The following is a 23,021-nucleotide window of genomic DNA, read 5'->3' on the forward strand; positions in this document are numbered from 1 at the left end:
ATCCGCCTTGCCCGTCAGCCTTTCCGTGCAGGGGTGCGGTTTTCCGCAGGTTAGGGGTGCGGCGCGCGGCCGGACGTGTCGGCGGTGTTCTCCATGGTGGCCGGACGCCCCGGTTCCTAGCGTCTCAAGCATGATCGAAATGATGTACGCGGCGTCCGGGAGCGAGCCCGCCGGCGGCGTCGCGGGCTGGGCGACCGGCCTGATGGAGGAACTCGGCGCGCCGGGTGCCGGGCTGGCCATCGCGCTGGAGAACCTGTTCCCGCCGCTGCCGAGCGAGGTGATCCTGCCGCTGGCGGGGTTCACCGCCGCGCAGGGCCGGATGAGCCTGGCGGCGGCGCTCGTGTGGACGACGCTCGGCAGCGTCGCCGGCGCGCTGGCGCTCTACGGGATCGGGGCGCTGATCGGGCGGGACCGGATCCGCGCGCTCGTGGCGCGGCTGCCGCTGGTCAAGCTCGCCGACCTGGACCGGACGGAGGCGTGGTTCGCCCGCCACGGCGGCAAGGCGGTGTTCTTCGGCCGGATGATCCCGATCTTCCGCAGCCTGATCTCCGTCCCGGCCGGGGTGGAGCGGATGCGGATGGCGGCCTTCCTGCTCTACACCACGCTCGGCAGCCTCCTGTGGAACACGACGTTCGTGCTGGCCGGATACGGGCTCGGCGACAACTGGCGGACGGTCGAGGAGTACGTCGGCGTCTACTCCAAGGCCGTGGTCGCGCTGGTCGCCCTGGTGGCGCTGGTGTTCCTCGCCGTCCGTATCGTGAAGTCACGGAAGGCCGCCGGGGAACAGCGGTTCGTTCAGGAACGGCGGCCGGGGGCGCATCGGGCGGAGACAAGAGAATTCGAACGTGACCGCATCTTCTGACGTCCCGCGCGGTGGCCTCGCGGCGATCGGACGCGCTGCTGTGGGGCTGGCGCTGGGCGCGTTCACCGCCGGCGCGGAGCTGGTCCTGCTGGCGGTGGCGGCCCCGCTCATGGCCTACTCCCTGGCCTTCTCGCACGGGCAGCGGACGGTCCCGGCGGTCGTCGCCGACGGGGCGCGCAGGCTGACCGAGCTGGAGCGCCGGCGGCTCCGCACGTTCCTCGGCGAGGACGGCGTCGTCCAGTACGGCCCGCTGCGGGCGCTCTCCTACCTCGTGCTGCGGGTGCCGGTGGGGCTGCTCGGCGGCGTGATCCTGCTGCTGATCGCCTTCGGCGCGGTGACCGGGGTCCGGCTGGCGGTGAGCTGGTGGATCACGGGCGACTACCTGGACGGCATTCCGCCGAGCTGGTGGATCGTCCTCTACGCGGCCGTCGCCGGGCTGGTGCTGCTCTTCCTCGCCGTCCAGGGCCTGGTCGGGGTCGCGGCGATGGAGCGGGGCGTGGCGCGGCGCTGCCTCGGCCCGAGCCCGCTGGCGGAGTACGAGCGCCGCATCGCGCAGCTGTCGGTCACGCGGGCGCAGGTGGTGGACGCGGTGGACGACGAGCGCCGGCGCATCGAGCGGGATCTGCACGACGGCGTCCAGCAGCGGCTCGTGGCGCTCGGCATGCTGATCGGCCGCGCCCGCCGCGCCGGCGCCCAGGACAAGGCGTCGGAGCTGCTCAAGCAGGCGCACGAGGAGTCGCAGCGGGCGCTGGCGGACCTGCGGGAGGTCACCTGGCGCGTCTACCCGGCCGCGCTGGACGGCGAGGGCCTGCGGGCGGCGCTGGAGACGGTGGCCGAGCGCTCCGCGGTGCCGGTGACGATCGAGTACGACGTGCCCGGCCGGCCCCCGCACGCGGTGGAGACGGCCGCCTACTTCGTCGTCTGCGAGGCCGTCACGAACGCCGCCAAGCACTCCGGTGCCCGCTCCGTGCGGGTGGCCGTCGCCGGATCGGCGACAATGATCGGCGTGCGCATCGAGGACGACGGCGGCGGGGGAGCCGACCCGGGCGGCGGCGGGCTCGCCGGGCTGGCCCGCCGGGTCGCCGCGCTGGACGGGACGTTCACCGTGGACAGCCCGCAGGGCGGCCCGACCGTGATCATCGCGGGGCTGCCGTGCGGGTGATGCTGGCCGAGGACTCGACGCTGCTCCGCGAGGGCCTGTTGCGGCTCCTCGCCGAGGAGGGCCACCGGGTGGACGCGGCGGTCGGCGACGGCGACGCGCTCCTCGCGGCGGTGGCGCAGGGCCCGCCCGACGTCGTGGTCGTGGACGTCCGGATGCCGCCGACGCACACCGACGAGGGGCTGCGCGCCGCGCTGGAGATCCGGCGCCGCTGGCCGGACGTCGGGGTGCTCGTCCTGTCGCAGTACGTGGAGAAGCGCTACGCCACCGAGCTGATCACCGCGGACACCACCGGCGTCGGCTACCTGCTGAAGGACCGGGTCGCGCAGGTGGACGAGTTCCTGGACGCCCTCGACCGCGTCGGGGCGGGCGGCGCGGCGTTCGATCCGGAGGTGGTCCGCCGGCTGCTGGCGCACAGCACGCACGCCGACCCGCTGGCCCGGCTGACCCCGCGGGAGCGGGACGTCCTCGACAACATGGCGCAGGGGCACACCAACGCCTCGATCGCCGCGAACCTCCACGTTTCGCAAAGCGCCGTCGAGAAGCACGTCAACGCGATCTTCGACAAGCTCGACCTGTCGCACGCGGCAGGGTACAGCCGTCGCGTCCTCGCCGTCCTGCGCTATCTGGGGTCCTAAACCCTTCCCCAAAAAACGGACTAACGGGCATGAATCGGGTATGGCCGAAACCGACTCTCGACGAGAAGGGAGAAGGTCATGGCGGACACCAACAAGGGCGTCGTATACCAGGGGCCGGGCAAGGTCACGGTCGAGGAACTGGACTTCCCCAAGCTCGAACTGGCCGAGCAGGCAGGCCGCAAGCTGCAGCACGGCGTCATCCTGAAGGTCCTCGCCACCAACATCTGCGGGTCCGACCAGCACATGGTGCGCGGCCGGACGACCGCGCCCGCCGGGCTGACGCTCGGCCACGAGATCACCGGCGAGGTGGTGGAGACCGGCAGGGACGTCGAGTACATCAAGGAGGGCGACCTCGTCAGCGTCCCGTTCAACATCGCCTGCGGCCGCTGCCGCAACTGCAAGGAGCGCAACACCGGCGTCTGCGAGAACGTCAACCGCGAACGTCCGGGCGCGGCCTACGGGTACGTCGACATGGGCGGCTGGCACGGCGGCCAGGCCCGGTACGCGGTGGTCCCGTACGCGGACTTCAACCTGTTGAAGTTCCCCGGCGACCGCGACACCGTGATGGCGAAGCTGCCCGATCTGGCGATGCTGTCGGACATCTTCCCGACCGGCTACCACGGCGCCTACACCGCGGGCGTCACCACCGGCTCCACCGTGTACGTGGCCGGGGCGGGCCCGGTCGGGCTCGCCTGCGCCACCGCCTGCCATCTGCTCGGCGCCTCCGTCGTGATCGTCGGCGACATGAACCCGCGCCGGCTGGAGCAGGCCCGCGCCTTCGGCTGCGAGACGATAGACCTGTCCCGGTACGACAACGTGCCCGAGCAGATCGAGCAGATCCTCGGAGTCCCCGAGGTCGACGCGGCCGTCGACTGCGTCGGGTTCGAGGCGCGCGGCCACGGTCCCGAGGGGTCGGCGGGGGAGCACCCCGCGACCGTCCTCAACACGCTGATGGAAATCACCCGCGCGGCCGGCGCGCTCGGCATCCCCGGCCTGTACGTCACGGGCGACCCGGGCGCGCCGGAAGAGAACGCCAAGATCGGGCAGCTCGGGCTGCGGATCGGCCTCGGCTGGGCGAAGTCGCATGTCCTCACCACGGGCCAGTGCCCCGTGATGAAGTACAACCGGCAGCTGATGATGGCGATCCTGCACGACAAGGTGCAGATCGCGCGCAACGTCCACGCCATCGTCATGCCGCTCGAACAGGCACCCCAGGGCTACGCCGAGTTCGACCGCGGTGCGGCGGAGAAGGTCATCCTCGACCCGCACGGCCTGGTGGGAGCCGGGGTCTGATCCCGGCGCGGCGGACTCGCGGACCGGCGTGCCCGCGAGCCCGCCGCCGCTCAGCCGATGCCCTCGGCGATCCGCAGCGCCATCGCCATGATGGTGAGCTGCGGATTCACCTCCGGGCAGCTCGGCAGGACGGACGCGTCCACGATGTGCACGCCCCGCACGCCGCGCAGCCGCCCGGAGGGGTCCACGGGCGCGCGGGCCTCGTCGGCGCCGAGCTTCGCCGTCCCGGTCGGGTGGAACCCGGCCAGGTGCAGGTCGGCGGCGGGCGCCGTCGCGGCGGCGTGCCTCAGCCCGGCCTCGTCCCGGACGACCGGGTGGCGGTGCAGGCCGGTGAGCACCTCCTCGGCCCCGGCGGCGAACAGGATCCGGCCCATCGCGACGAGTGCGCGGCGCAGCCGGCCGGCGTCCTCCCCGGTCAGGTCGTAGCGGACGTACGCGCGGTGGCGGGCGCCGTGGACGCGGCCGGACGGGGCGTCCGCGATCATCGCGCCGAGGACGGCGAGGCGGTCCGCGCCCTCCAGTTCGCGGCGCAGCGGCCGCCCCGCGCCCGGCAGGGGGAACGAGCTCATGCCGGGCGGGCTCGCCGTCGCCTCGATGAGGATCCCGTCGCCGTGCAGTTCCTCGATGCCGACGCTCTGCATCACTCCCGACCACGACACGACGGGCTCGGTGAAGCGTCCGGCGATGTTCGTGGCGGGGTGGACGGCCATGCCGCGCCCCAGCTCGGGATGGCCGCCGAGGCCGGAGCGGCGCAGGACCAGGGGTGTCTCCGTCGCGCCGGCGGCGACGACGATGCGCGGTGAGAGGATCTCGAACGACGTGCCGTCCGGCCGGCGCGCGCGCACACCGGTGGCGGCGCCGCGTTCGACCAGGATTCGTTCGGCCCTGGCATGGGTGACGATCCGCGCCCCCGCTTCACACGCCTGGGGGAGTGCGTTCAGGTGGACCCCGTATTTGGCGTTGTGCGGGCAACCGGCCGCGCACTGCGCGCTGCCCACGCAGTCGGGCGCGTTGCGGCGCAGCGGCGCGGCGCGCCAGCCGAGCCGGTTCGCTCCGTCCAGGGCGAGCAGCCCGTTTCGTCCGAGCGGCTCGACCGGCTGCCGGGCGACCCTCAGGGTGGCCTCCACCTCGTCGAGGTGGTCGCCGAAGTCCTCGACCGGGACGCCGAGCGCCGCCCATCGCCGCAGGACGCGGTCCGGCGTCCGGTAGCAGGTGCCGCTGTTGACGACCGTCGTCCCGCCGACCGCCCGGCCCTGGGGCAGCAGCACGGGCGGGCGGCCGAGCGCGACGGTGGAGCCGCCGTCGCGGTACAGGTCGAGGAACCGGTCGAGCGGCGGACGGTCGCGGAACTCCGCCACGGTGAACCGCCGCCCCTCCTCCAGGACGACGACCGACATGCCGCGCCGCGCGAGGGTCCGCGCGGCCATCGCGCCGCCCGCGCCCGATCCGATCACGACGGCGTCGGCGGTCGTGCACGCCGGCCGGCCGGTGGACGGCGTGCAGTCCAGGGGCGCGTCCGGACGCGGGTCGCCCGGCCCGGCGGGCATCGGCAGCAGTTCGGTGCCGGCGGCGAGCAGCAGCGGGATCTTCAGCGTCTCGACGAGCCGGACCCCCGGCTCGCGCGACGTCAGCAGGGCGCAGAACGCGTCCCGCCGATCGGGGTCCAGGCGGTCCAGCGGACGCCCGGTGGCGAGCCGCGAGAGCGCGTCCAGCGTGCCCGCCCCGGCCCGCAGGCCGAGCCGCGCGGGAGCCGGGAGCGCCCTCCCGATGGCCTCCGCACGGGCCGAGACGCGGGCCACGTCGCCGGCGTCCTCGATGCCGAGCAGCGCCGCGACCGTCCCCGTCAGCGCGGTCACCGGAGCCCCACCTCCGCGTGCCCGGTGCCGTCCAGCCGCCACTCGCGCTCGGTCTCCCAGCCGCGCCCGGCGCGCCGGGCGAGAACCATCCGGACATCGGCGCGCTCGGAGTTGTGGCAGACCGCCGGAGCTCCGTCCGGGTCGGTGTAGTCGACGGAGACGGTCTCGCCGGGCGGCAGCGTCACCCGCACGTGGATTCGCCGGTCACCGACGCGGCCGTGGACCGTCCAGGACGGCAGGCCGATGCCGGCGCGCAGCCGCAGCGCCGCGAGCAGCGGGTCCCCGGACGGCAGATCCTCCCCGTCCACCCGCAGCCGGAGGAGCGGGAGCGGCGGGAGCCGGTTCATCCCCGGACGCGTCGAGACCGCGGCCACGATCTCGCACACGTCCCCGCCGCCGAGATCGGCGTGCAGCCATGCCCAGCGGCGGGCGTTGCCGTGCCCGTAGATCCGGGCGGACGCGCCGCGCGCGCCGTCCAGTTCGAGGATGCGGTCCCCGAACCGCACGACGCCGTCGTAAACGGCGTCCGGTTTCGGGACGATCTGTGCGGCCGGCAGCAGTTCCGATTTCCAGGCCCACCGCGGGAACGTGTACAGCGGCCGCCCGCCACCGGCCTCGCGCAGGTCCCAGGTGATCGCGCCCGCCGTGCCCGTGAGCCGCTCCCCGGTCTGCGCGACGGGCCCGGCGGCGAACACGCCATCCTCGGGACGGCTCCACTCGTGCGGGCCGAACCGCGCGAACACCGGGGTCTCGCCGGGCGGGAAGACCGTGGCCCAGCCGTGCGCCCGCGCTTCGCCCTCGTCCGGCGCGACCAGCTCGTGGTGGATCCAGACGCCGGTGCCGGTCGCCGGGTCGGTCAGCGTCGTGTACCAGACCTCCAGCCGCCCGGCCTGGCCGCGCCAGCGCGACCGCAGCGGACCGGGCCCCGGGAACCGGAAGCCGCCGAGGAAGCGGCCGAGGTCCCGGCGGAGGTCGAAGCGCAGCCGCGCCTCCCCGGCCACGGTCCCGTCCGCGTCGGTCACCGTGACCGGCAGGAACGTCATCGACCGGACGGGGCGACGCGGGCTGACGGTCTTCCATCCGTCCAGGCGCAGCCGCCGCCCGTCATCGGCGGTGAAGCCCAGGGTGTAGCGGATCCGGCGCGCCGCGATCGGCGCCACCCGCAGCCGTCCCGCCGCCGCGGGATCGTCCGCCCATCCCGGCACGTGCACGCGTCCGGTCAGGTCGCCCTCGACATCGGCCAGGGGGTGCAGGACCCCGGGCAGCTCGGCGGCCAGTTCGAGCCGCATCGGCCGCGCCCGCTCCTCCCCGGCGAGCCGGAGGGACCCTTCCATGACTTCGCGGAACACCGTCCGCCGCGGGCTCATCGCCGGCCCCGCATGATCGCCTCGGTCTCGGCGAAGTACACGGTCGCCGTCACCCGCGTCCGCTGCGCGTCCCCGGTGCACAGCGCGTCGATGAGGGGAGCGATCCTGTCCGCCGCCGCGGCCGGGTCCTTGAACGCGTGCACGAAGCCCTCACGGACGGCGAGATAGGCGTTCAGCAGGGCGTTGACCATGAATCCGTACACCCGGTTGCCGGTGGCCGCCGCGATGACCCGGTGGACCTCGCATTCGGCGAGCTGCGCCGCCTCGCCGCCCTCCGCGTCCCGGACCTGCGCGGCCAGTTCCCGCAGCCGTGCCCGCTGCTCGTCCGTGGCGTTGGCGGCCGCCTTGGCCGCCACCTGGGCGCCGACCTCGCGCCGCACCTCGAAGATCTCCGCCATCCAGGCCGGCCCGACCGTGCTGACCAGCATCGGCAGGAGTTCGGGTCCGCCGAGCCGCTCGTAGTCGCGGACCCGGGTCCCCACGCCGTGCCTGGTCTCCAGCAGCCCCGCCTGCGCGAGCCGGACGATCGCGTGCTTCAGCGACGTCCGGGTCACCTCGTAGCCGGCGGCGAGATCCCGTTCGGGCGGCAGGTAGGAACCCGGCGGGTAGCGGCCGCTGAGCACGTCGTCGCGCAGCCGGTCGACGAGCGAGTCCACGACCGTGTCGCGGGGGATCGGCGAGGACGGCACGGTAACCTCCAGAGGTCTAGTGGCTCAGCCACTGGACCACGCCCGGCGCGCCGCCGTCAAGAGCCGTGGCAGGGTGGAAGCCGCGGATCACGAGAGGGGAAGCACCATGGTCGGCACGCTCGACTGGCGACCGGCGAACGAACGGCGCGACCTGCTGGCGGACCCGGTCGCCGCCGCGATCGGCGGCCTGCCCGAGGCCGAGGCCGCGGAGATCGACCCGGAACTGGCCGACACGGCGGCGTTCTGCGAGCGCTACGGCGTCCCCCTCGACGTCAGCGCGAACTGCGTGGTCGTCGCCGCCAAACGCGGCGGCGAGGTCGCCTACGCCGCCTGCATGATCCTGGCGACCGGCCGCGCGGACGTGAACGGGGTCGTCCGCAAGCACCTGGGCGCCCGGAAGGTGTCGTTCGCGCCGATGGCCGACGCCACGTCGCTCACCGGCATGGAGTACGGCGGCATCACCCCGGTCGGCCTCCCCGAGGGCTGGCCCGTCCTGGTGGACGAGGCCGTCGCCGCCGCCCCGCGCGTCGTCATCGGCAGCGGCCTGCGCAAGTCCAAGCTCCTCCTGCCCGGCAAGGCCCTCGCCGGCCTCGCCGCGGCCGAGGTCCTCGCCCTGGCCCAGTCCTCGGCCCGGTGACCCGCGCTAGGGTCCTGGAATGCCCTCTGACGCCTTGAACCGCGCGCTGGCGGATCCGGGGCCCCGTGCCCTCCCGGAACCCGTCGTGCGCCTGCTGGAGGAGCTCGACGCCCCGCCTCGCCTCGCGGCGCACCTGCGGCTCGTCCACGATGTGGCCGCCGAGCTGGTCGCGTGGGCGGGTGAGCGTCACCCGTCGCTCGGTGTGGACGCGGGGGCGGTCCTGTTCGGCGCGGCCACGCACGACATCGGCAAGGCGCTGCATCCGGCCGAGTTGTCCGGGCCGGGTGCCGAGCACGAGCCGGCCGGCCACGCCTTTCTGCGCGAGCGCGGTGTCGAGGAGCGGCTGGCCCGTTTCGCGCGAACCCACACGTCCTGGGCGGAACCCGATACCGGCATCGACGATCTGCTCGTCAGCCTCGCCGACAACGTGTGGAAGGCAAAGCGCGTCCCCGACCTCGAACAGCGGCTCGTGGACGTGCTCAGCGCCGCGTCCGGCCAGGAGAAGTGGCAGGCCTTCATGGACCTGGACGATGTCTGCGACCGGCTCGCCGCCGGCGCCGACCGGCGGCTGGCCTTCCAGTCCGCCTACCCCGTCGGCGGCGGGACCGAGTCGACGGCGTAGCGGGTGCCGCCGGCCGCGGCCGCACGGTCGAGCAGGGCCCCGTTGGCGGCGAGCATCTCCGCGACGGACGCGCAGCCCGGCGAGGCCGTGCGCAGGACGCTGAGCAGGACCGGATCGTCCGGGACCGCCAGCATCGGCACGTGCCCGACCCGCAGCGCCTTGACGAGGATGACGCCGCTGAGACCGAGATCCGCGGTGGTCATGGTCGCGAGCGTGGACTCGATCACGGCGGCGGCGCCCGGGCCGGGCAGGAAGACCATGCCCCACGGGTGCGGGCGGGCCCACTCGCCCAGCGTGATCAGCTCCTCGACGTCGGGACGCAGCCGGTCGCAGAAGCCGGCATAGGGGAGTTCCTCGACCTCCGTCGTGCCGGGCGGCGGCTCACGGCCGTCCCCGTACAGGACGGCCTTGGCCTCGAACGCCCAGCCCTGTTCCGACGGCTTGACCTGCCCCGAGATGTGCTCGGCCCGCGTCTCGCGCTGGACCCGCAGGAGGTCGGCGGCGTCCCGGCACGGGATCGTGCAACTCAGCACCCGCTCCGGTGCCGGGATGAGCCGCAGGGTCGCCCCGGTGATGACGCCGTGCCGGCCGATCCCTCCGCGTACGGCGTCGAACAGCTCGGGCCGGACGCCGGGGGAGCAGGTCACGAGCCGCCCGCCGGCGACCACGTCCAGGGCGAGGACGTTCTCGGCCTGCGTCCCGTGGAGATGAGACGTCCCGCCTATGCCGCCCGCGGAGATCGTCCCGCCGACCGTCACGTCGAGGTGGTCGGTCAGGACGGGCGGGGTCAGCCCCAGCGGCAGCGTCGCGGCGAGGACCTCGCGCCAGCTCGCGCCCGCGCCGACGACCGCGTGATCCGCGCCGACCTCGTGGACACCCGCGAGGCCGCGCAGATCGAGGGAGACGCCGGTGGTGAGGGACTGGCCGTGGGTCGAGTGCCCGAGCCCGCGCGGCACCAGGTCCAGATCACGCGCGGCGGCGTCACGGACGGCGGCCACGACGTCCTCCGCCGTCGCCGGCCGGACGCTCCGTGCCGGCGTAAGCTCGACGATCCCCCCGAAGTCGCGCATGCCCGGGCTCCCGCCGGTGGTGGTCTCCACCCGGCTACCGCCCCCGCAGCCGGGCGGCGACGCGGCCCAGCGCGTCGCCGAGCAGGTCGATCTCCTCGGGCGTCAGCACCTCGATCAGGGCCTCGCGGACGACGCGGCGGTGGCCCGGCCGGACCCGGTTCAGCGCCTCGGCGCCCTCGCCGGTCAGCTCCGCCCACACCGACCGCCGGTCGGTCTCGCAGCCCGTCCGCTTCACGAGCCCGGCCCGTTCGAGCTGCGTGACCTGGTAGGTGAGCCGGCTCTTCGACACCATCACCTCGCGGGCGAGATCCGACATGCGCATCCGGTTGCCCTCGGCCGACCGCAGCACGACCAGCACCTCGAACTCGGGGTGGGACAGCCCGCCGTCCCGCTTGAGCTGCCGCTCGATCTCGTGGTCGATCAGGTGTCCGGCCGCCAGGAAGGCCATCCAGGCGCGCAGCTCGCGTGGTTCGAGTGGGTCCCCCGCTTCGTCCATACGGTGATTCTAGTTGGCATGAAAACAGTCTTGAAGTTTCTAGATGGTATGAATTTGAATCAATCTGCTAGCGTTCCGATCGTTCATGTTTGAACCTTCAACGAAGGAGACCCGGCATGCTCCCACTCCGCCGCTTCCCCGCCCTGCCCGACGCCGGCCTGCTCGTCGGCCGGATCGTGGTCGGTGTGATCTTCGTCGCGCACGGCTGGCAGAAGCTCACCGACCAGGGCCACTCCGCCGTCGCGCAGTCGTTCGAGCACCTCGGCATCCCGATGCCGGGGCTCGCCGCCGTCTACGGCACCTGGGTCGAGCTGCTCGGCGGCATCGCGCTCATCGCCGGCGTCCTGGTGCCGGTGGCCGGGGTGCTCATCGCCCTCGACATGGCGGGTGCGTTCTGGTACGTCCACATGGACAAGGGCCTGTTCTCCCAGGAGGGCGGCTACGAGTACGTGCTGGTCCTCGGCGCCGTGTGCCTCCTCTTCGCCCTCACCGGCGGCGGTCGCTTCTCCCTGGACGCCCTCCTGTTCGAACGCCGGCGCGCGGGCGCCCCTGAGAGGGAGTCCGTGAGCGCGTGATCCACCCCGGCCTCCGCACGCCCCGCGTGCGGAGGCCGCGCCATTGTGTGATCTAGGTAACTTTTTCGTCCGCCCGGTCTGCGCGCTGTGACTGGCCGATCGACATCGGTCACCAGCCCGGAAAGGAATATGGCCCGCTCCAATCCGAGGGTCCGGCAGCCCCGCCCGCCTGACATCCGCCTTTTCAGGCATCGGGTCCTTTGCGTCGAAGTGACAAGATGTTCCCGATGACCGTTTCTGGGCATGAGTGATCACTGAAAGTCCCTGGAGAGGCAGGTCGCAGGTGTCGCGCGGTAGTGAGTTCGTTGTGGTGGCCAACCGGCTTCCGGTGGACCGGAACGTCGGGCCGGACGGAGTCCCGCGCTGGCGGCGCAGTCCAGGCGGACTGGTCAGCGCGATCGCCCCGGTGATGCGGCGCAGGCAGGGCACGTGGATCGGCTGGACGGGCGCCCCCGACGAGGAGATCGAGCCCTTCACCGAGGACGGCATGGCGCTCCACCCCATCGCCCAGTCCGCCGACGAGATCCGGCTCTACTACGAAGGCTTCTCCAACGCCACGCTGTGGCCGCTCTACCACGACGTCATCGCCCCGCCCGTCTATGACCGGGCGATGTGGGACGCCTATGTCCGGGTCAACCAGCGGTTCGCCGAGGCGGCGGCGAAGGTCGCGGCGCGGGAGGCGATCGTCTGGGTGCAGGACTACCAGCTCCAGCTCGTCCCGCAGATGCTGCGCACGCTGCGCCCTGACCTGCGTATCGGCTTCTTCCTGCACATCCCCTTCCCGCCGGTCGAGCTGTTCTGGCAGCTGCCGTGGCGGCGGCGGATCCTGGAGGGGCTGCTGGGCGCCGACCTGGTCGGCTTCCAGCTCCCGGGGGCGGCGGCCAACTTCGTGCGCCTCTGCCGGCGGCTCCTGGACGCCCGCTACGTCAGGCATGACGTCCATTGGGACGACCGCGTCGTGCGGGCCAGGGCGTTCCCCATCTCCGTGGACGTGGGCGAGCTGAACGACCTCGTCGGGCGCCCGGAGGTCCAGGAGCGGGCGCAGGAGATCCGCACCGACCTCGGCGACGCGACCGTTCTCCTCGGCGTGGACCGGCTCGACTACACCAAGGGCATCACGCAGCGGCTGCAGGCGTTCGGAGAGCTGGTCCAGGAGGGCCACATCAAGCCCGGCCAGGCCGTGTTCGTGCAGATCGCCACGCCGAGCCGGGAGCGCGTCGAGCAGTACCAGCTGCTACGCGACGAGATCGAGCAGCTGGTCGGGCGGATCAACGGCGAGCACGGCGAGATCGGGTTTCCGGTCATCCACTATCTGCACAGCTCGTATGACCGTCCCGAGCTGACCGCGCTCTACCTGGCGGCGGACGTGATGGTGGTGACCCCGCTGCGCGACGGCATGAACCTGGTCGCCAAGGAGTACGTGGCCTGCCGCAAGGACCTGCGGGGCACGCTGGTGCTCAGCGAGTTCACCGGTGCCGCCGCCGAGCTGAAGCGTGGCGCGTTCCAGGTCAACCCCTACGACATCGACGGGCTCAAGGGCACGCTGCGCGCGGCGCTGAACGCCGAGCCCGCCGAGCAGGCACGGCGGATGCGCTCCATGCGCCGCCGCGTCATCGAGCACGACGTGGACCGCTGGGCCCAGGACTTCCTCAGCGAGCTGGAGAATCCGGCGCGGTACGTCCCCGCGCAGCAGCCTGTTCACGCTGCGCTGGAGGGCTGACCCGCAGGTCGAAGGCCGCCCAGACCGCCTTGCCGCCGGTCGCGAGCCGCGCCCAGCCCCAGGCGTCGCTGATCGCGCCGACGACGAGCAGGCCGCGGCCGCCCTCCACGAACCGGTCCGGGTCGCACGGGACCGGGACGGGCGCGCGTCCGCCCGGGTCGGTCACCGACACGACCAGCCGCCGCGGGTGGCCGATCAGGACGAGCTGGATGGGGCACAGCGGCAGCGGCTGGGGGAGCCCCTCCAGGCCGTGCCGCAGCGCGTTGGTCACCAGCTCCGACACCGCGACGACCACGTCCCCGGCGGTCTCGGTCAGCCCCCACGCCTCCAGCGTGACCTGGGTGAACTCGCGCGCCGAGCGCGGCGCGGTGATCTCCGCCGGGAGCACCCGGCGCGCGGTGCGCGGGGTGCCCGCGTGCGGCGCGGGCCAGAGCCCGGCGAGACCGGGCGCGGCGACCGGAACGCTCGCGCGCGGGTTCGGGGGGACGTTCGGCCCGAGCGCCGGCGGCGCGTCGGGCCAGGGCGTGTGAACGGCCGAGGCGTGCCGCGGCCGGCCGCCCGCCATGGCGGGGGCTGCGACGTCGTCTGCCTGGTCAACGGTCATGGTCAAACCTCAGAGGCGTGCGGGGCGGTCACCGGCGAGCGTTCGCTATCTTGCTCCCCAAGTCGTGCAGATGCAAGACCGTCTGCATGAACGAATGCAAGAACGAATGCACGTGCATCTCGTACCATTGTGTGGGGTGGGGCGAGATCGCGGCCTCCCGCAGGGGAGGCCGAGACGCCTAGAGGGGGCGATGATGGACGGCCACCAGATGTCGGACGTCCGGCGTAACGGGCTCGTCTGGCAGAAGAGCGGGCGGAGCAACCCGTCCGGCAACTGCGTCGAGATGGCCGAACTCCCCACCGGGGAGATCGCCGTGCGCAACTCCAGGGACCCCGAGGGAGCGATCCTCGTCTACACGCGCGAGGAGGTGGAGGCGTTCGTGGGCGGAGCCAAGGACGGAGACTTCGACCACATGCTCGTCTGACCGCGACACCAAACCGAATGGGATTCCATTCACCCGTCCGTCCAGGTAGGTTGCGGCCATGCACCTGGGGCAGATCGCCGCACAGACGCCCGACAAGCCCGCCGTGATCATGGCGGGCTCCGGGCGGGTCGTCACCTTCCGGGAACTGAACGAGGAGTCCAACCGGCTCGCGCAGCTGCTCCGCGCGGAGGGGCTGCGCCCGGGGGACCACATCGCGTTCATGCTGGAGAACCATCCGCTCTACCTGGCCGTCGCATGGGCCGCGCAGCGGTCCGGGCTCTACTACACCGCCATCAGCTCCCGGCTCCAGCCCGAGGAGCTCGCCTACATCGTGGACAACTGCGAGGCGAAGGTCTTCATCACCGGCGCGTCGATGGAGGCCGCCGCGCAGTCACCGCCGGACGTGCCGCTGCGCCTCATGCTCGGCGGCACGGCACCCGGCTACGAGCCCTACGAGGAACGCGTCGCCCAGCATCCGCCCACGCCGATCGACGACGAGTGCGAGGGCTCGGACATGCTCTACTCGTCCGGCACGACGGGCCGCCCCAAGGGCGTGAAACCGCCCCTGTCCAAGGCGCCGATGGGCGAGCCCGGCCCGCTCTACATGCTGATCTCGCACCTGTTCGCGGCCGACGCCGACTCGGTCTACCTGTCCCCGGCGCCGCTCTACCACGCCGCGCCGCTGCGTTACTCGCTCGTCTTCCACCGGCTCGGCGCAACCGTCGTGGTGATGGAGAAGTTCGACCCCGAGCAGGCGCTCGCGGCCGTCGAGAAGTACCGCGTCACGCACAGCCAGTGGGTGCCGACCATGTTCATCCGGATGCTCAAGCTCCCGGAGGAGACCCGCGCCCGCTACGACGTGGCGTCGCTGCGCGTCGCCGTGCACGCCGCCGCGCCCTGCCCCGTGCCCGTCAAGGAGCAGATGATCGCCTGGTGGGGGCCGATCCTGCACGAGTACTACGCCGGCACCGAGGGCAACTGCTTCGTCTACACCAACTCGGAGGACTGGCTCGCCCACAGGGGCAGCGTCGGCCGCCCCATCCTCGGCGAGGTCCACGTCTGCGACGAGGACGGGAAGGAACTGCCGGCGGGGGAGCCGGGCACGCTCTACTTCGGCAACGGCCCCACGTTCGAGTACCACGCCGACGACGCGAAGACGGCCGCGTCCCGCGACCCGTGGGGCCACGGCTGGACGACCCTCGGCGACGTCGGCTACGTGGACGATGACGGCTTCCTCTACCTCACCGACCGGCGCGCGTACATGATCATCAGCGGCGGGGTGAACATCTACCCGCAGGAGGCCGAGAACGTCCTCGCGGTGCACCCGAAGGTCGCCGACGTCGCGGTGTTCGGCGTCCCGGACACCGAGATGGGAGAGGCGGTCAAGGCCGTCGTCCAGCCCCTCTCCATGGACGACGCGGGCCCCGGCCTGGAAGCGGAACTGATCGCGTACTGCCGCGACCGTCTCGCCCACTACAAGTGCCCGCGCTCGGTCGACTTCCGCCCCGAACTGCCGCGCCATCCGACCGGGAAGCTCTACAAACGGCTGCTGAAGGACGAGTACTGGGCGGCGGACAAGCGGCCTGCGACGGCCTGACCCCGTCCTGAAAGGCGAAACCCCGGCCGGGAACCCATCCGGGTCCGGCCGGGGTCGGGGACGTCCCAGTGACGCCCTCAGCCTGCCCACGGCCCCCGGCGCGCCGCGGCTCCGCGCCACGCCGGGGAGGAGGCTCAGTGCATCGGCATCGGCGCGTCGACCGCCGCGGTCTCCGGCTTCTTGCGCGGCAGCAGCAGCGCCGGCAGGAACGCCAGGAGCAGCAGCCCGGCCGAGTACCAGTAGGTGTGCTGGAACGCGTCCGCCATCGGCCCGGCGATCTTCTCCATGATCGCCGGCGGCACCTTCTCGGTGCTGCCGATCTCGCCGCCGGCCCCGCCGCCCAGCTCCGACGCCAGCCGGTTCGCCAGCAGCACCGAGATCATCGCGGTGCCGATGGACGACGACACCTGCTGGATGATGTTCAGCATCGTGCTCGCCCGCGGCACCTCGTCGTGGACGAGCGTCTGGATCGCGGCCGCCATGGTCGGCATCATCGTCATGCCCATGCCGAGACCCATGACGAACAGCGTCCCGCCGAGCGCCCAGTAGGAGGTGTCGGCCTCCAGGATCGCCGCGAAGCCCGACACCGACAGCACCACGACCACCATGCCGACGAGCACGACCCGGCCGGGGCCGATCCGGTCGGTCAGCTTGCCGCCGATCGGCATCGTGACCATCGCGCCGAGCCCCTGCGGGGCCAGCAGCAGACCGGACTGCAGGGCGCCCTCGCCGCGCACGGTCTGGTAGTACAGCGGCAGCAGCAGCATCGCGCCCATGAACGCGATCATGAACAGCACCATCGTGCCGGACGCGGCGGCCACCGAGCGGCGCTTCAGCAGACGCAGGTCGATCAGCGGGTTCTGCGCGTTCAGCGCCCGGACCACGAAGCCGAGCACCAGCACGGCCCCGACCGCCCAGAACGCCAGCGACCCGGTCTTCAGGAAGTCCTTCATCTCGGCGCCCTTGGCCACGCCGTAGATCAGCGAGGCCAGGCCGGGGGACAGCAGGATCAACCCGATGAAGTCGAGCCGCTCGGTCCGCTTCGGCTCGTCCCGCTTGAGGATCCGCGCCGACAGCAGCAGCGCGACGATGCCGATCGGCAGGTTGATGAAGAAGATCCAGCGCCACGACACGTCGTCGACGAGGTAACCGCCGATGATCGGGCCGAGGATGGGGCCGAGCAGCATCGGCACGCCGACGATGCTCATGACCTGGCCGACCCGCTGCGGGCCCGCCGTCTGGGTCAGGATCGTCATGCCGGCCGGCATGATCATGCCGCCGCCGAGGCCCTGCAGCACCCGGAAGGCGATCAGCGACTCGGCCGACCAGGCGAGCCCCGCCAGCATCGAGCCGATCACGAACAGCGCGATCGAGATCATGTAGAGGCGCTTGGTGCCGAAGCGCGCCGAGGCCCAGCCGGTGATCGGGATCACCGTGGCGAGCGCCAGCGTGTAGCCCGTCGCGACCCACTGGATCGTCGCGAGGGAGGTGTCGAACTCTCTGGCCAGGTCGTTGATGGCCACGTTGACGACGGTCACGTCCAGGATCGACATGATCGCGCCGAGGACGACGACGCTGGCCACGGCGAGCACGCCGCGGTCCAGCCCTCCGCCGGCGGCGGGTTCCTTCAGCGGGCCGTCCGCCGTCTTGGGAGACGCGGGTGCGGTCAACTCTCTTCCAATCGTCAGGCCCCGCATGCGGGCACGCGGGGGCCGTGGGCACGTCTCAGGGGATTACCGCCGCAAAATACTGCAGCGACTGACACTTTCGCGAACGATTAAACTTCGAGCGCTCCGGGAGTATTCCAGCGGGGTCCGACAAATCCGCCCTGCTCCGCGCCCTCCACCGTCCGACCTCCACCGCGGTCGAGGTCAACGAAGTGTGACGTACGCGACATCGGAACCTCCCCTCACGCCTGCGCACGATCAGACCGGCGCGCCGCCCGGAACTCATCGCGCCACGGAGAGAAATCTCCCCCCACGGCCGCGCTCTGGAAGGTGTCCGTGCTAGGCGACGTGTTCGCGGGGCGAGGAGTCAGACGATGCGAGTTGCAGCCCAGGCGGGGCGTGGACGAATCCCTGGCGTCGGCGTCCAGCAAGCAGGACCCTGACGCCGGGGTGGTAGCTGCTCGGGCATATTCCGTCGTAGCCGTGCTTGACGATGCCCCAGTAGATGTCCTCGGAGACCACCAGCACCAAAGGTGAGGAACTCACCCGCAGGTAACGCTTCACCTTCGGCGAGTCCAGCAGCCGGCAAGCCAGGTCGACTGCCTCCCCGAAGGGGCCGTTGTCGTCTCGGTGAACCTCCCCTGCATGCAGGACGGCCCGCATCCGCATGCAGTGGCCAGGGCGCTCGGCGTCGGGAACGCACTGGTTGTAGTCGGTGAGTCCACGGGTGAGCGCCGGGATCAGCCGGGACAGGAGAAATGTCTTGGGCAACTGGTCGACCGGATGGATCAGGGCCAGGACCCCGTCGCCGCGGTCCTCGAACGGATCGCACCACCGGTCCTCGATGCCGGTGTCGGCCATCGCCTGCCGCAGTAGACCATAGATCTGACAGCGGAGTTCCTCTTTGACCGGGTTCGTGCGTAACGCGGCCGTCGAATTCTCAAGATCGACGACAAGGATGCTCCTGTGCACAGGGTGACTGCTCACCGGAGCGCCCCCAATCCCGCGCGGCCGGTATGCCGCGCGCGTCCCCGCCTCCTGGCGGCGTGGCTCAGAGGCCGGACCACGTGATCACGAGGTCCGGACGGTGCCCATAGGAGACTTCGTCGTCTCGTGGGCCTTGCTCGTGCAGACCGTCCTCCGGTCGTTCTGGAACGGTCTTGACGCGACTGTCGACCTCCACGGCCGAGCCCGGCTGGACTTAGTTTGTGGCCTAATTAGTGATCATGCAACATGCATGGCCAGATGCACACTGGCGGGGAAGTCATTTGTGGCCTCGCCGGCGAGGTTCGCCACTCATACCTTCATCAGGAACATTTCGCCCACTTGGGCGTCGGCTCCTGTGGGGCTGGTCTGCTTGACAGCAGTGGCCTAGTCTTGCCTTGCAAGTTGCATTGCAAGCCGCTAGGGCAGGATTGACGGGCTTGGAGGCAAGCGTGGCAGCAGTGCCGACGGTTCGCCAGCGTCAATTGGCCGCCGAGCTACGGCGGCTCCGGGAGGAACTCGGCCCCACGGCGGACGAGATCGCGACGCGCCTCGACTGGTCGCCTTCCAAGCTCAGCCGAATCGAGACCGCCCGTATCGGGGTCCGGGTCTCCGATGTACGCCTCCTTCTCGAGTTGTACCAGGTAGACGAGATGCACATGGGCGAGGTCCTCGCGCTCGCCCAGGCCGCGACCAAACAGGGGTGGTGGGCCGCACATCAGCACGGCCTCTCCGAAAGGTTCGCGGCCTTCATCGCATTGGAGGACGAGGCGAGCGCCGCGTTGAGCTACGCCACCTACAGCGTGCCCGGGCTCCTCCAGACGAAGGAGTACGCCCACTGCACCATGGAAACGAGCAGAGTGATCACGACCGACACCCCGCGCGAGGTGGCCCGGCGGGTGGACATCCGGATGCGGCGGCAGCAGCTGCTGCGAAAACCCGGACCGCTCGAATTCTCCGCCGTCGTCGACGAGTCGGTCCTGCTACGCCTCGTGGGTGGACGCGAAATCATGTGGCGGCAGATGCAGCGGCTGATGGAGCTCGCACAATTGCCCAACGTGGATATAAGAATTCTGCCGCTGGACGTTCATCGTGAGCCGGTGATGGGGGAGTCTTTTACTCTTCTGAAATTCGCATCGGTTCGCGACATCCCGTTCCCTGATATCGCCTACATCGATAACTTTTCGATGGCTGCCGCAGAATTTCAGGACGATGGGATAACCGACATGTACGGGCGGGCATGGGAGGTACTTCAATCCGTCTGCCCGTCGGCCGAGGAATCCGTACGCCGCATCTCTTCCATCGCCCACGAAAGATGGCAGGGGCAAGAGGGACGCGCCTGATGCCGATGGCCCCCCGCGTACCACGCCGAGGGGCCACATGCCGGCCGTCAGCGCAGGTCGAGCCCGTCTTCCTTGATCGTCTTCAGGAAGGTCGCGAACTCGTCGCGCGAGAAGGCCAACACCGGACCATTGATCCCTCTTTTGGTGTCCCTGACCCCCAATGTCTCGGGGTGGAGCTGCGCCAACTCGACGCAGTTGGACTCATTAGTGCAACGTGAGCTCTTGCGCCAGGAGAATTCTTTTACTCTGTCCACGGGATTTTGTTCTCTCTGTCATGTGCAAGCGGATCAGGTCGCCCCCAGACCTCCACGTCGTACGGCACGGCGACAAGGAGCACGTGGTCCAGGGGCGCCAAGGGCCGGAGATGATCGCCACGGCCGAGACTTTTTCTAGTGCATGACGGGGTTGTGGCGCCCAGGTTCGAGCAAGGTGTTATAAACCCCTTCGCAAATACTCGGTGGGGCATCGGGGCATCATCAACTCATTCAGGTACGAAACTCCGCACGTCGCTCGACCTGACGCTCCCGCGGACCGAGGTGGTGTCGGTCGGTCTCCTGCCCCCTGGGTTACCGCCGGGCGAGCGGCCGCCGTTGTCGGACAGCGACCGGATCCCCTTGCCCAGGGACACGAACATGCCGGCATCGCGGACAGCCGAGCTTGGCGAGCGTGTTCGTGGCGTCCTGCGACGACGCGAGGGGCTGGGGCAGGGCCGGGTCGACGATGGGGGCGTTGGCGGCGGTGAGAAGGTCGAACAGGCCGAGGTAAGCCCATTCCCAGACCATGGCCTCGAAATTGTAGGCGTGCATTAGCGGAGTGAGCCGCTGCCGGATTCCGGCGACTTCTTCCGGGGTGAATCCCGCTTCGCGGAGCCGGTTGAAGGTGGCGCCTTCGCGTTCAAGGTCGAGCTGGGTGTCGAGGAACGGCTCGAGCAGGTCGTCCCAGGTGTCAGGGCGGGATCTCCTGGCGATGCTGTGACGGCGGCAGAACTGCTCCAGATCGGATGCCTGTTCGTGGGGTAGGAACAGGGTCTCGCCGTAGGTGGTTCGGATCTCGGGTCTGATGGCCTTCCAGTCTGCATCCCGGATCCGTACGGGCATGACCATTCCAGTGGGGTGGACCGTGGCGCCGCGAAAGTCGTAGCGCAGAAAACAGATGTGGTCCTCGGCGAAGACGACCCTCATCAGTTCAGGGTGGTCCACCGCCGGCGCGTCCGGAAGGCGGCCGTGCTGTGAGATTCGCCGCCCCGCGCCGACCGCCGTCACAACGGCGGAACGCTTCCGTGGGCTCCGGCTTACCACGTTGGGTGACCCGGCCGGCCGCGTCAGGGAGTCGCTTGCGCACGGCGGCGGAACTCCTCGAACGGAGTGCGGTCGAACACGAACCGGTTGTAGACGATCTTTCCGGCGCGGACCGTCATGCACTCGGCCGCCGGGGCGCTCTTGGCCGGGACCGTTTCGGCGTCGTACATGAGCATCGCCGTGGTGTCATCGCCGAACGCGGCGATCATCTCCGCGCGGATCAGGAACCGCTCGGCGAAGGGGGTGAGGAACTCCCGGTAGGCGGGCACGCCGACGATGCGTCCGGCGGGGGCGTCGCACACGACGTCGTCGGCGAGGTACCCCATCGCCGCGTCGACGTCCTTGCCGGTCCAAGCACGGTGGTGGGCCAGCGCGATCTGCAATGCTGGGCTGGTCATGGTGTCTCCCTTCGGTCCTGCTTGTTACGACACCGGCGACCCGCGGAACGGAACGGTCGTGGCGGAAATCGTTTTCGAGGAGCTGGTCGCGGCGCACCGAAGGGAGCTGCTGCTGCACTGCTACCGCCTGCTGGGCTCGCTGTCCGACGCGGAGGACGTCCTGCAGGAGACGCTGGTGGCGGCATGGCGCGGTCTGGACACCTTCCAGGGCCGCGCGTCGGTGCGGACGTGGCTGTACCGCATCGCCACCAACCGTTGCCTCAATGCACTGCGCGACCGCGGCAGGCGGATCCCGCCCACGCCGGAGCCGCCGTTCAAGCCGCCCGAGCCCAGCCGCCGCGGCGACGTGCCATGGCTGCAGCCGTACCCTGACGCCCTGCTGGAGCAGGTGCCCGACGCCGCGCCGGGCCCCGAAGCTCGCTACACGGCTTCCGAGGCGGTCGAGCTGGCGTTCGTCGCCGCGCTCCAGCGCCTCCCGCCGCGGCAGGCCGCCGTCCTGGTGCTGTGCGACGTGCTCGGCTACCCGCTCGGCGAGGCCGCGCCGATGCTGGACACCACTCCGACCGCCGTCAAAGGACTGTTGCAGCGGGCCCGGAGCTCACTCGACCGGCACCGCGGCGAGCCGCCCGCGCCGGGGACGGCGCGGGAACGCCGGCTGGTCCGCCGCTTCGCCGAGGCGTTCTCCACCGACGACGTCGACGCGCTCGTCGGCCTGCTCACCGACGACGCATGGCTGGCGATGCCTCCCGCCCCGCACGAGTACCACGGCCCGGCGGCGATCGCCGCATTCCTGCGGGCCAGCGCCGCATGGCGGGCGGGGCGCCGCCTGCGGCTGCGGTCGACCAGGGCGAACGGGCAGCCCGCGTTCGTCTGCCGTCTCGGCGGTGCGGTCGAACGTCCGGCCGGGCTGATCGTGCTCACGCTCCAGGGCGACCGTCTCCGCGGTATCACCCGGTTCCTGGACGACGCGCCACTGCGCTACTTCGAACGGCCGCATGGTGACGGGGGAGAGGGCGTGGTGTGACCGCCACCGCCACGGGCGGCGAGATCAGCGGGACATCGGGGTGCGCTGGGGCCGGCGGCCCGGAGGCCGGGTGTCACCGGCGGCCGCGCTGAAAGCCGTCCTTGGTGCGCAGGCCGTAGCCGAAGGCGCGGTCGAAGGAGATGTGGGCCAGCCAGCCGCACAGCCCGGCGAAGATCGGGGCCCAGGCGATGGGGCCGAAGGCGTAGGCGATCATCAGGGCGAAGGGGACCAGGGCGCGGTGGGCCGCGTTGTAGAAGGGAACCGCGCGAGCCGGCAGCTGCCCGCGCTCCGTCTGCCGGGCGTCCCGCAGGCCGGCCAGGAAGGTCAGGTCGGGGGCGATGAAGAAGGCGAGGGCCGCCAGGACGGCGAGCCATCCGTGGTTGACGCCTTCGAGGACGGCGAAGGCCGTCCAGAAGAGGGCCCCGGCGAACCAGGCGACGCGGATGGCGGTGCGGACGGCGGTGCGGGCGCCGGAGAACTTGGCCGGGGCGGTGATGGCACTCATGGTCGATGACCTCCGAAGCAGCGGCTAACGTCATTAGCCAACTTAAGGCTAATGAGATTAGCTGTCAAGCTATCGACTACCCTCGATCGAATGAGGCTCGGTGGGTGCGCCTGAACGTCCGACCGGTGGCGGGCGGCCGTGGCCCATCGCCAGGCCGAACGGGTCGTGTCCCGGGCGGCGGGTAGTTCGTTGC

24 protein-coding genes are annotated in these 23,021 nt (G+C 71.2%); 12 read left to right on the forward strand and 12 right to left on the reverse strand.

Going from position 1 to position 23,021, the window contains the following annotated elements:
• Nucleotides 1-130: 130 nt before the first annotated feature.
• From ACQPXG_RS17825 to fdhA, 4 genes are all read left to right on the forward strand, one after another.
• Nucleotides 131-862 (forward strand): DedA family protein, encoded by a 732-nt coding sequence (locus tag ACQPXG_RS17825; protein ID WP_433468813.1) that lies wholly within the window; start codon nt 131-133, stop codon nt 860-862.
• Nucleotides 846-2,024, forward strand: coding sequence for a sensor histidine kinase (locus tag ACQPXG_RS17830; protein WP_433468814.1), 1,179 nt, complete (start codon nt 846-848; stop codon nt 2,022-2,024). Before ACQPXG_RS17825 ends, ACQPXG_RS17830 begins: the two co-directional genes overlap by 17 nt.
• A complete protein-coding gene (locus tag ACQPXG_RS17835) occupies nt 2,015-2,659 on the forward strand; it encodes a response regulator (RefSeq protein WP_433468815.1) in 645 nt (214 codons plus the stop codon). Before ACQPXG_RS17830 ends, ACQPXG_RS17835 begins: the two co-directional genes overlap by 10 nt.
• 78 nt (nt 2,660-2,737) lie before the next feature.
• A complete protein-coding gene (gene fdhA, locus ACQPXG_RS17840; RefSeq protein ID WP_433468816.1) occupies nt 2,738-3,952 on the forward strand; it encodes a formaldehyde dehydrogenase, glutathione-independent in 1,215 nt (404 codons plus the stop codon).
• Between the two features lie 50 nt (nt 3,953-4,002).
• Here fdhA and ACQPXG_RS17845 read toward each other — a convergent pair whose 3' ends face one another.
• Genes ACQPXG_RS17845 through ACQPXG_RS17855 form a run of 3 tightly spaced genes read right to left on the reverse strand, consistent with a single transcriptional unit; the run spans nt 4,003 to nt 7,864 of the window.
• Nucleotides 4,003-5,808 (reverse strand): GMC family oxidoreductase N-terminal domain-containing protein, encoded by a 1,806-nt coding sequence (locus ACQPXG_RS17845; RefSeq protein ID WP_433468817.1) that lies wholly within the window; start codon nt 5,806-5,808, stop codon nt 4,003-4,005.
• Nucleotides 5,805-7,175, reverse strand: coding sequence for a hypothetical protein (locus ACQPXG_RS17850; protein ID WP_433468818.1), 1,371 nt, complete (start codon nt 7,173-7,175; stop codon nt 5,805-5,807). The genes ACQPXG_RS17845 and ACQPXG_RS17850 overlap by 4 nt, the downstream gene beginning before the upstream one ends.
• Complete coding sequence (locus ACQPXG_RS17855; RefSeq protein ID WP_433468819.1) at nt 7,172-7,864, reverse strand: FadR/GntR family transcriptional regulator; 693 nt, start codon at nt 7,862-7,864, stop codon at nt 7,172-7,174. Before ACQPXG_RS17855 ends, ACQPXG_RS17850 begins: the two co-directional genes overlap by 4 nt.
• A 106-nt stretch (nt 7,865-7,970) precedes the next feature.
• Here ACQPXG_RS17855 and ACQPXG_RS17860 point away from each other — a divergent pair, with 106 nt between their 5' ends.
• Nucleotides 7,971-8,501: a YbaK/EbsC family protein gene (locus ACQPXG_RS17860; protein WP_433468820.1), complete on the forward strand. Its 531-nt coding sequence runs from the start codon at nt 7,971-7,973 to the stop codon at nt 8,499-8,501.
• A gap of 19 nt (nt 8,502-8,520) precedes the next feature.
• A complete protein-coding gene (locus ACQPXG_RS17865) occupies nt 8,521-9,123 on the forward strand; it encodes an HD domain-containing protein (protein ID WP_433468821.1) in 603 nt (200 codons plus the stop codon).
• Here ACQPXG_RS17865 and ACQPXG_RS17870 read toward each other — a convergent pair.
• Together ACQPXG_RS17870 and ACQPXG_RS17875 are read right to left on the reverse strand one after the other, a co-directional pair.
• Complete coding sequence (locus ACQPXG_RS17870) at nt 9,087-10,193, reverse strand: FAD-binding protein (RefSeq protein ID WP_433468822.1); 1,107 nt, start codon at nt 10,191-10,193, stop codon at nt 9,087-9,089. The two genes, ACQPXG_RS17865 and ACQPXG_RS17870, sit on opposite strands and share 37 nt — an antisense overlap.
• A 34-nt stretch (nt 10,194-10,227) precedes the next feature.
• Nucleotides 10,228-10,689 (reverse strand): MarR family winged helix-turn-helix transcriptional regulator, encoded by a 462-nt coding sequence (locus ACQPXG_RS17875; protein ID WP_433468823.1) that lies wholly within the window; start codon nt 10,687-10,689, stop codon nt 10,228-10,230.
• A 116-nt stretch (nt 10,690-10,805) separates the two neighbouring features.
• Here ACQPXG_RS17875 and ACQPXG_RS17880 point away from each other — a divergent pair, with 116 nt between their 5' ends.
• Both ACQPXG_RS17880 and ACQPXG_RS17885 read left to right on the forward strand, forming a co-directional pair.
• Nucleotides 10,806-11,264, forward strand: a complete 459-nt coding sequence (locus tag ACQPXG_RS17880) for a DoxX family protein (protein ID WP_433468824.1) — start codon at nt 10,806-10,808, stop codon at nt 11,262-11,264.
• A 283-nt stretch (nt 11,265-11,547) separates the two neighbouring features.
• Nucleotides 11,548-12,984 carry an alpha,alpha-trehalose-phosphate synthase (UDP-forming) gene (locus ACQPXG_RS17885; protein ID WP_433468825.1) on the forward strand — a complete coding sequence of 479 codons (1,437 nt, stop codon included), beginning with the start codon at nt 11,548-11,550 and terminating at the stop codon, nt 12,982-12,984.
• On the opposite strand, the gene ACQPXG_RS17890 is transcribed toward ACQPXG_RS17885, so the two are convergent.
• A complete protein-coding gene (locus ACQPXG_RS17890; protein ID WP_433468826.1) occupies nt 12,914-13,588 on the reverse strand; it encodes an ATP-binding protein in 675 nt (224 codons plus the stop codon). The genes ACQPXG_RS17885 and ACQPXG_RS17890 overlap by 71 nt on opposite strands.
• Nucleotides 13,589-13,781: 193 nt before the next feature.
• Here ACQPXG_RS17890 and ACQPXG_RS17895 point away from each other — a divergent pair, with 193 nt between their 5' ends.
• A complete protein-coding gene (locus ACQPXG_RS17895; RefSeq protein WP_433469987.1) occupies nt 13,782-14,012 on the forward strand; it encodes a DUF397 domain-containing protein in 231 nt (76 codons plus the stop codon).
• Nucleotides 14,013-14,070: 58 nt separating this feature from the next.
• Complete coding sequence (locus ACQPXG_RS17900; RefSeq protein ID WP_433468827.1) at nt 14,071-15,609, forward strand: AMP-binding protein; 1,539 nt, start codon at nt 14,071-14,073, stop codon at nt 15,607-15,609.
• Between the two features lie 134 nt (nt 15,610-15,743).
• Here the strand turns inward: ACQPXG_RS17900 and ACQPXG_RS17905 are convergent, their stop codons facing one another.
• The gene (locus tag ACQPXG_RS17905; RefSeq protein ID WP_433468828.1) at nt 15,744-17,279 is read right to left on the reverse strand and encodes a DHA2 family efflux MFS transporter permease subunit; all 1,536 of its coding nucleotides are present in this window, start codon (nt 17,277-17,279) and stop codon (nt 15,744-15,746) included.
• Nucleotides 17,280-17,615: 336 nt separating this feature from the next.
• Nucleotides 17,616-18,248 (reverse strand): hypothetical protein, encoded by a 633-nt coding sequence (locus tag ACQPXG_RS17910; protein WP_433468829.1) that lies wholly within the window; start codon nt 18,246-18,248, stop codon nt 17,616-17,618.
• Nucleotides 18,249-18,712: 464 nt separating this feature from the next.
• On the opposite strand from ACQPXG_RS17910, the gene ACQPXG_RS17915 reads away from it, so the two are divergent.
• Nucleotides 18,713-19,603 (forward strand): helix-turn-helix domain-containing protein, encoded by an 891-nt coding sequence (locus ACQPXG_RS17915; protein ID WP_433468830.1) that lies wholly within the window; start codon nt 18,713-18,715, stop codon nt 19,601-19,603.
• Between the two features lie 47 nt (nt 19,604-19,650).
• Here ACQPXG_RS17915 and ACQPXG_RS17920 read toward each other — a convergent pair whose 3' ends face one another.
• The 3 genes from ACQPXG_RS17920 to ACQPXG_RS17930 form a co-directional block, all read right to left on the reverse strand.
• Complete coding sequence (locus tag ACQPXG_RS17920; RefSeq protein ID WP_433468831.1) at nt 19,651-19,857, reverse strand: DUF397 domain-containing protein; 207 nt, start codon at nt 19,855-19,857, stop codon at nt 19,651-19,653.
• A 312-nt stretch (nt 19,858-20,169) separates the two neighbouring features.
• Entirely contained in the window at nt 20,170-20,784 is a 615-nt protein-coding gene (locus ACQPXG_RS17925; RefSeq protein ID WP_433468832.1) for a hypothetical protein, read from the reverse strand.
• A gap of 140 nt (nt 20,785-20,924) precedes the next feature.
• Entirely contained in the window at nt 20,925-21,299 is a 375-nt protein-coding gene (locus ACQPXG_RS17930; RefSeq protein ID WP_433468833.1) for a nuclear transport factor 2 family protein, read from the reverse strand.
• 58 nt (nt 21,300-21,357) lie between these two features.
• Between ACQPXG_RS17930 and ACQPXG_RS17935 the strand changes: the two genes are divergently transcribed.
• Entirely contained in the window at nt 21,358-22,323 is a 966-nt protein-coding gene (locus ACQPXG_RS17935; protein ID WP_433468834.1) for an RNA polymerase subunit sigma-70, read from the forward strand.
• Nucleotides 22,324-22,396: 73 nt separating this feature from the next.
• Here ACQPXG_RS17935 and ACQPXG_RS17940 read toward each other — a convergent pair whose 3' ends face one another.
• Nucleotides 22,397-22,828: a DUF4260 family protein gene (locus ACQPXG_RS17940; protein ID WP_433468835.1), complete on the reverse strand. Its 432-nt coding sequence runs from the start codon at nt 22,826-22,828 to the stop codon at nt 22,397-22,399.
• Between the last annotated feature and the right edge of the window lie 193 nt (nt 22,829-23,021).

The sequence above is a fragment of the Spirillospora sp. CA-128828 genome, assembly GCF_050945415.1.
GTDB lineage: Bacteria > Actinomycetota > Actinomycetes > Streptosporangiales > Streptosporangiaceae > Spirillospora.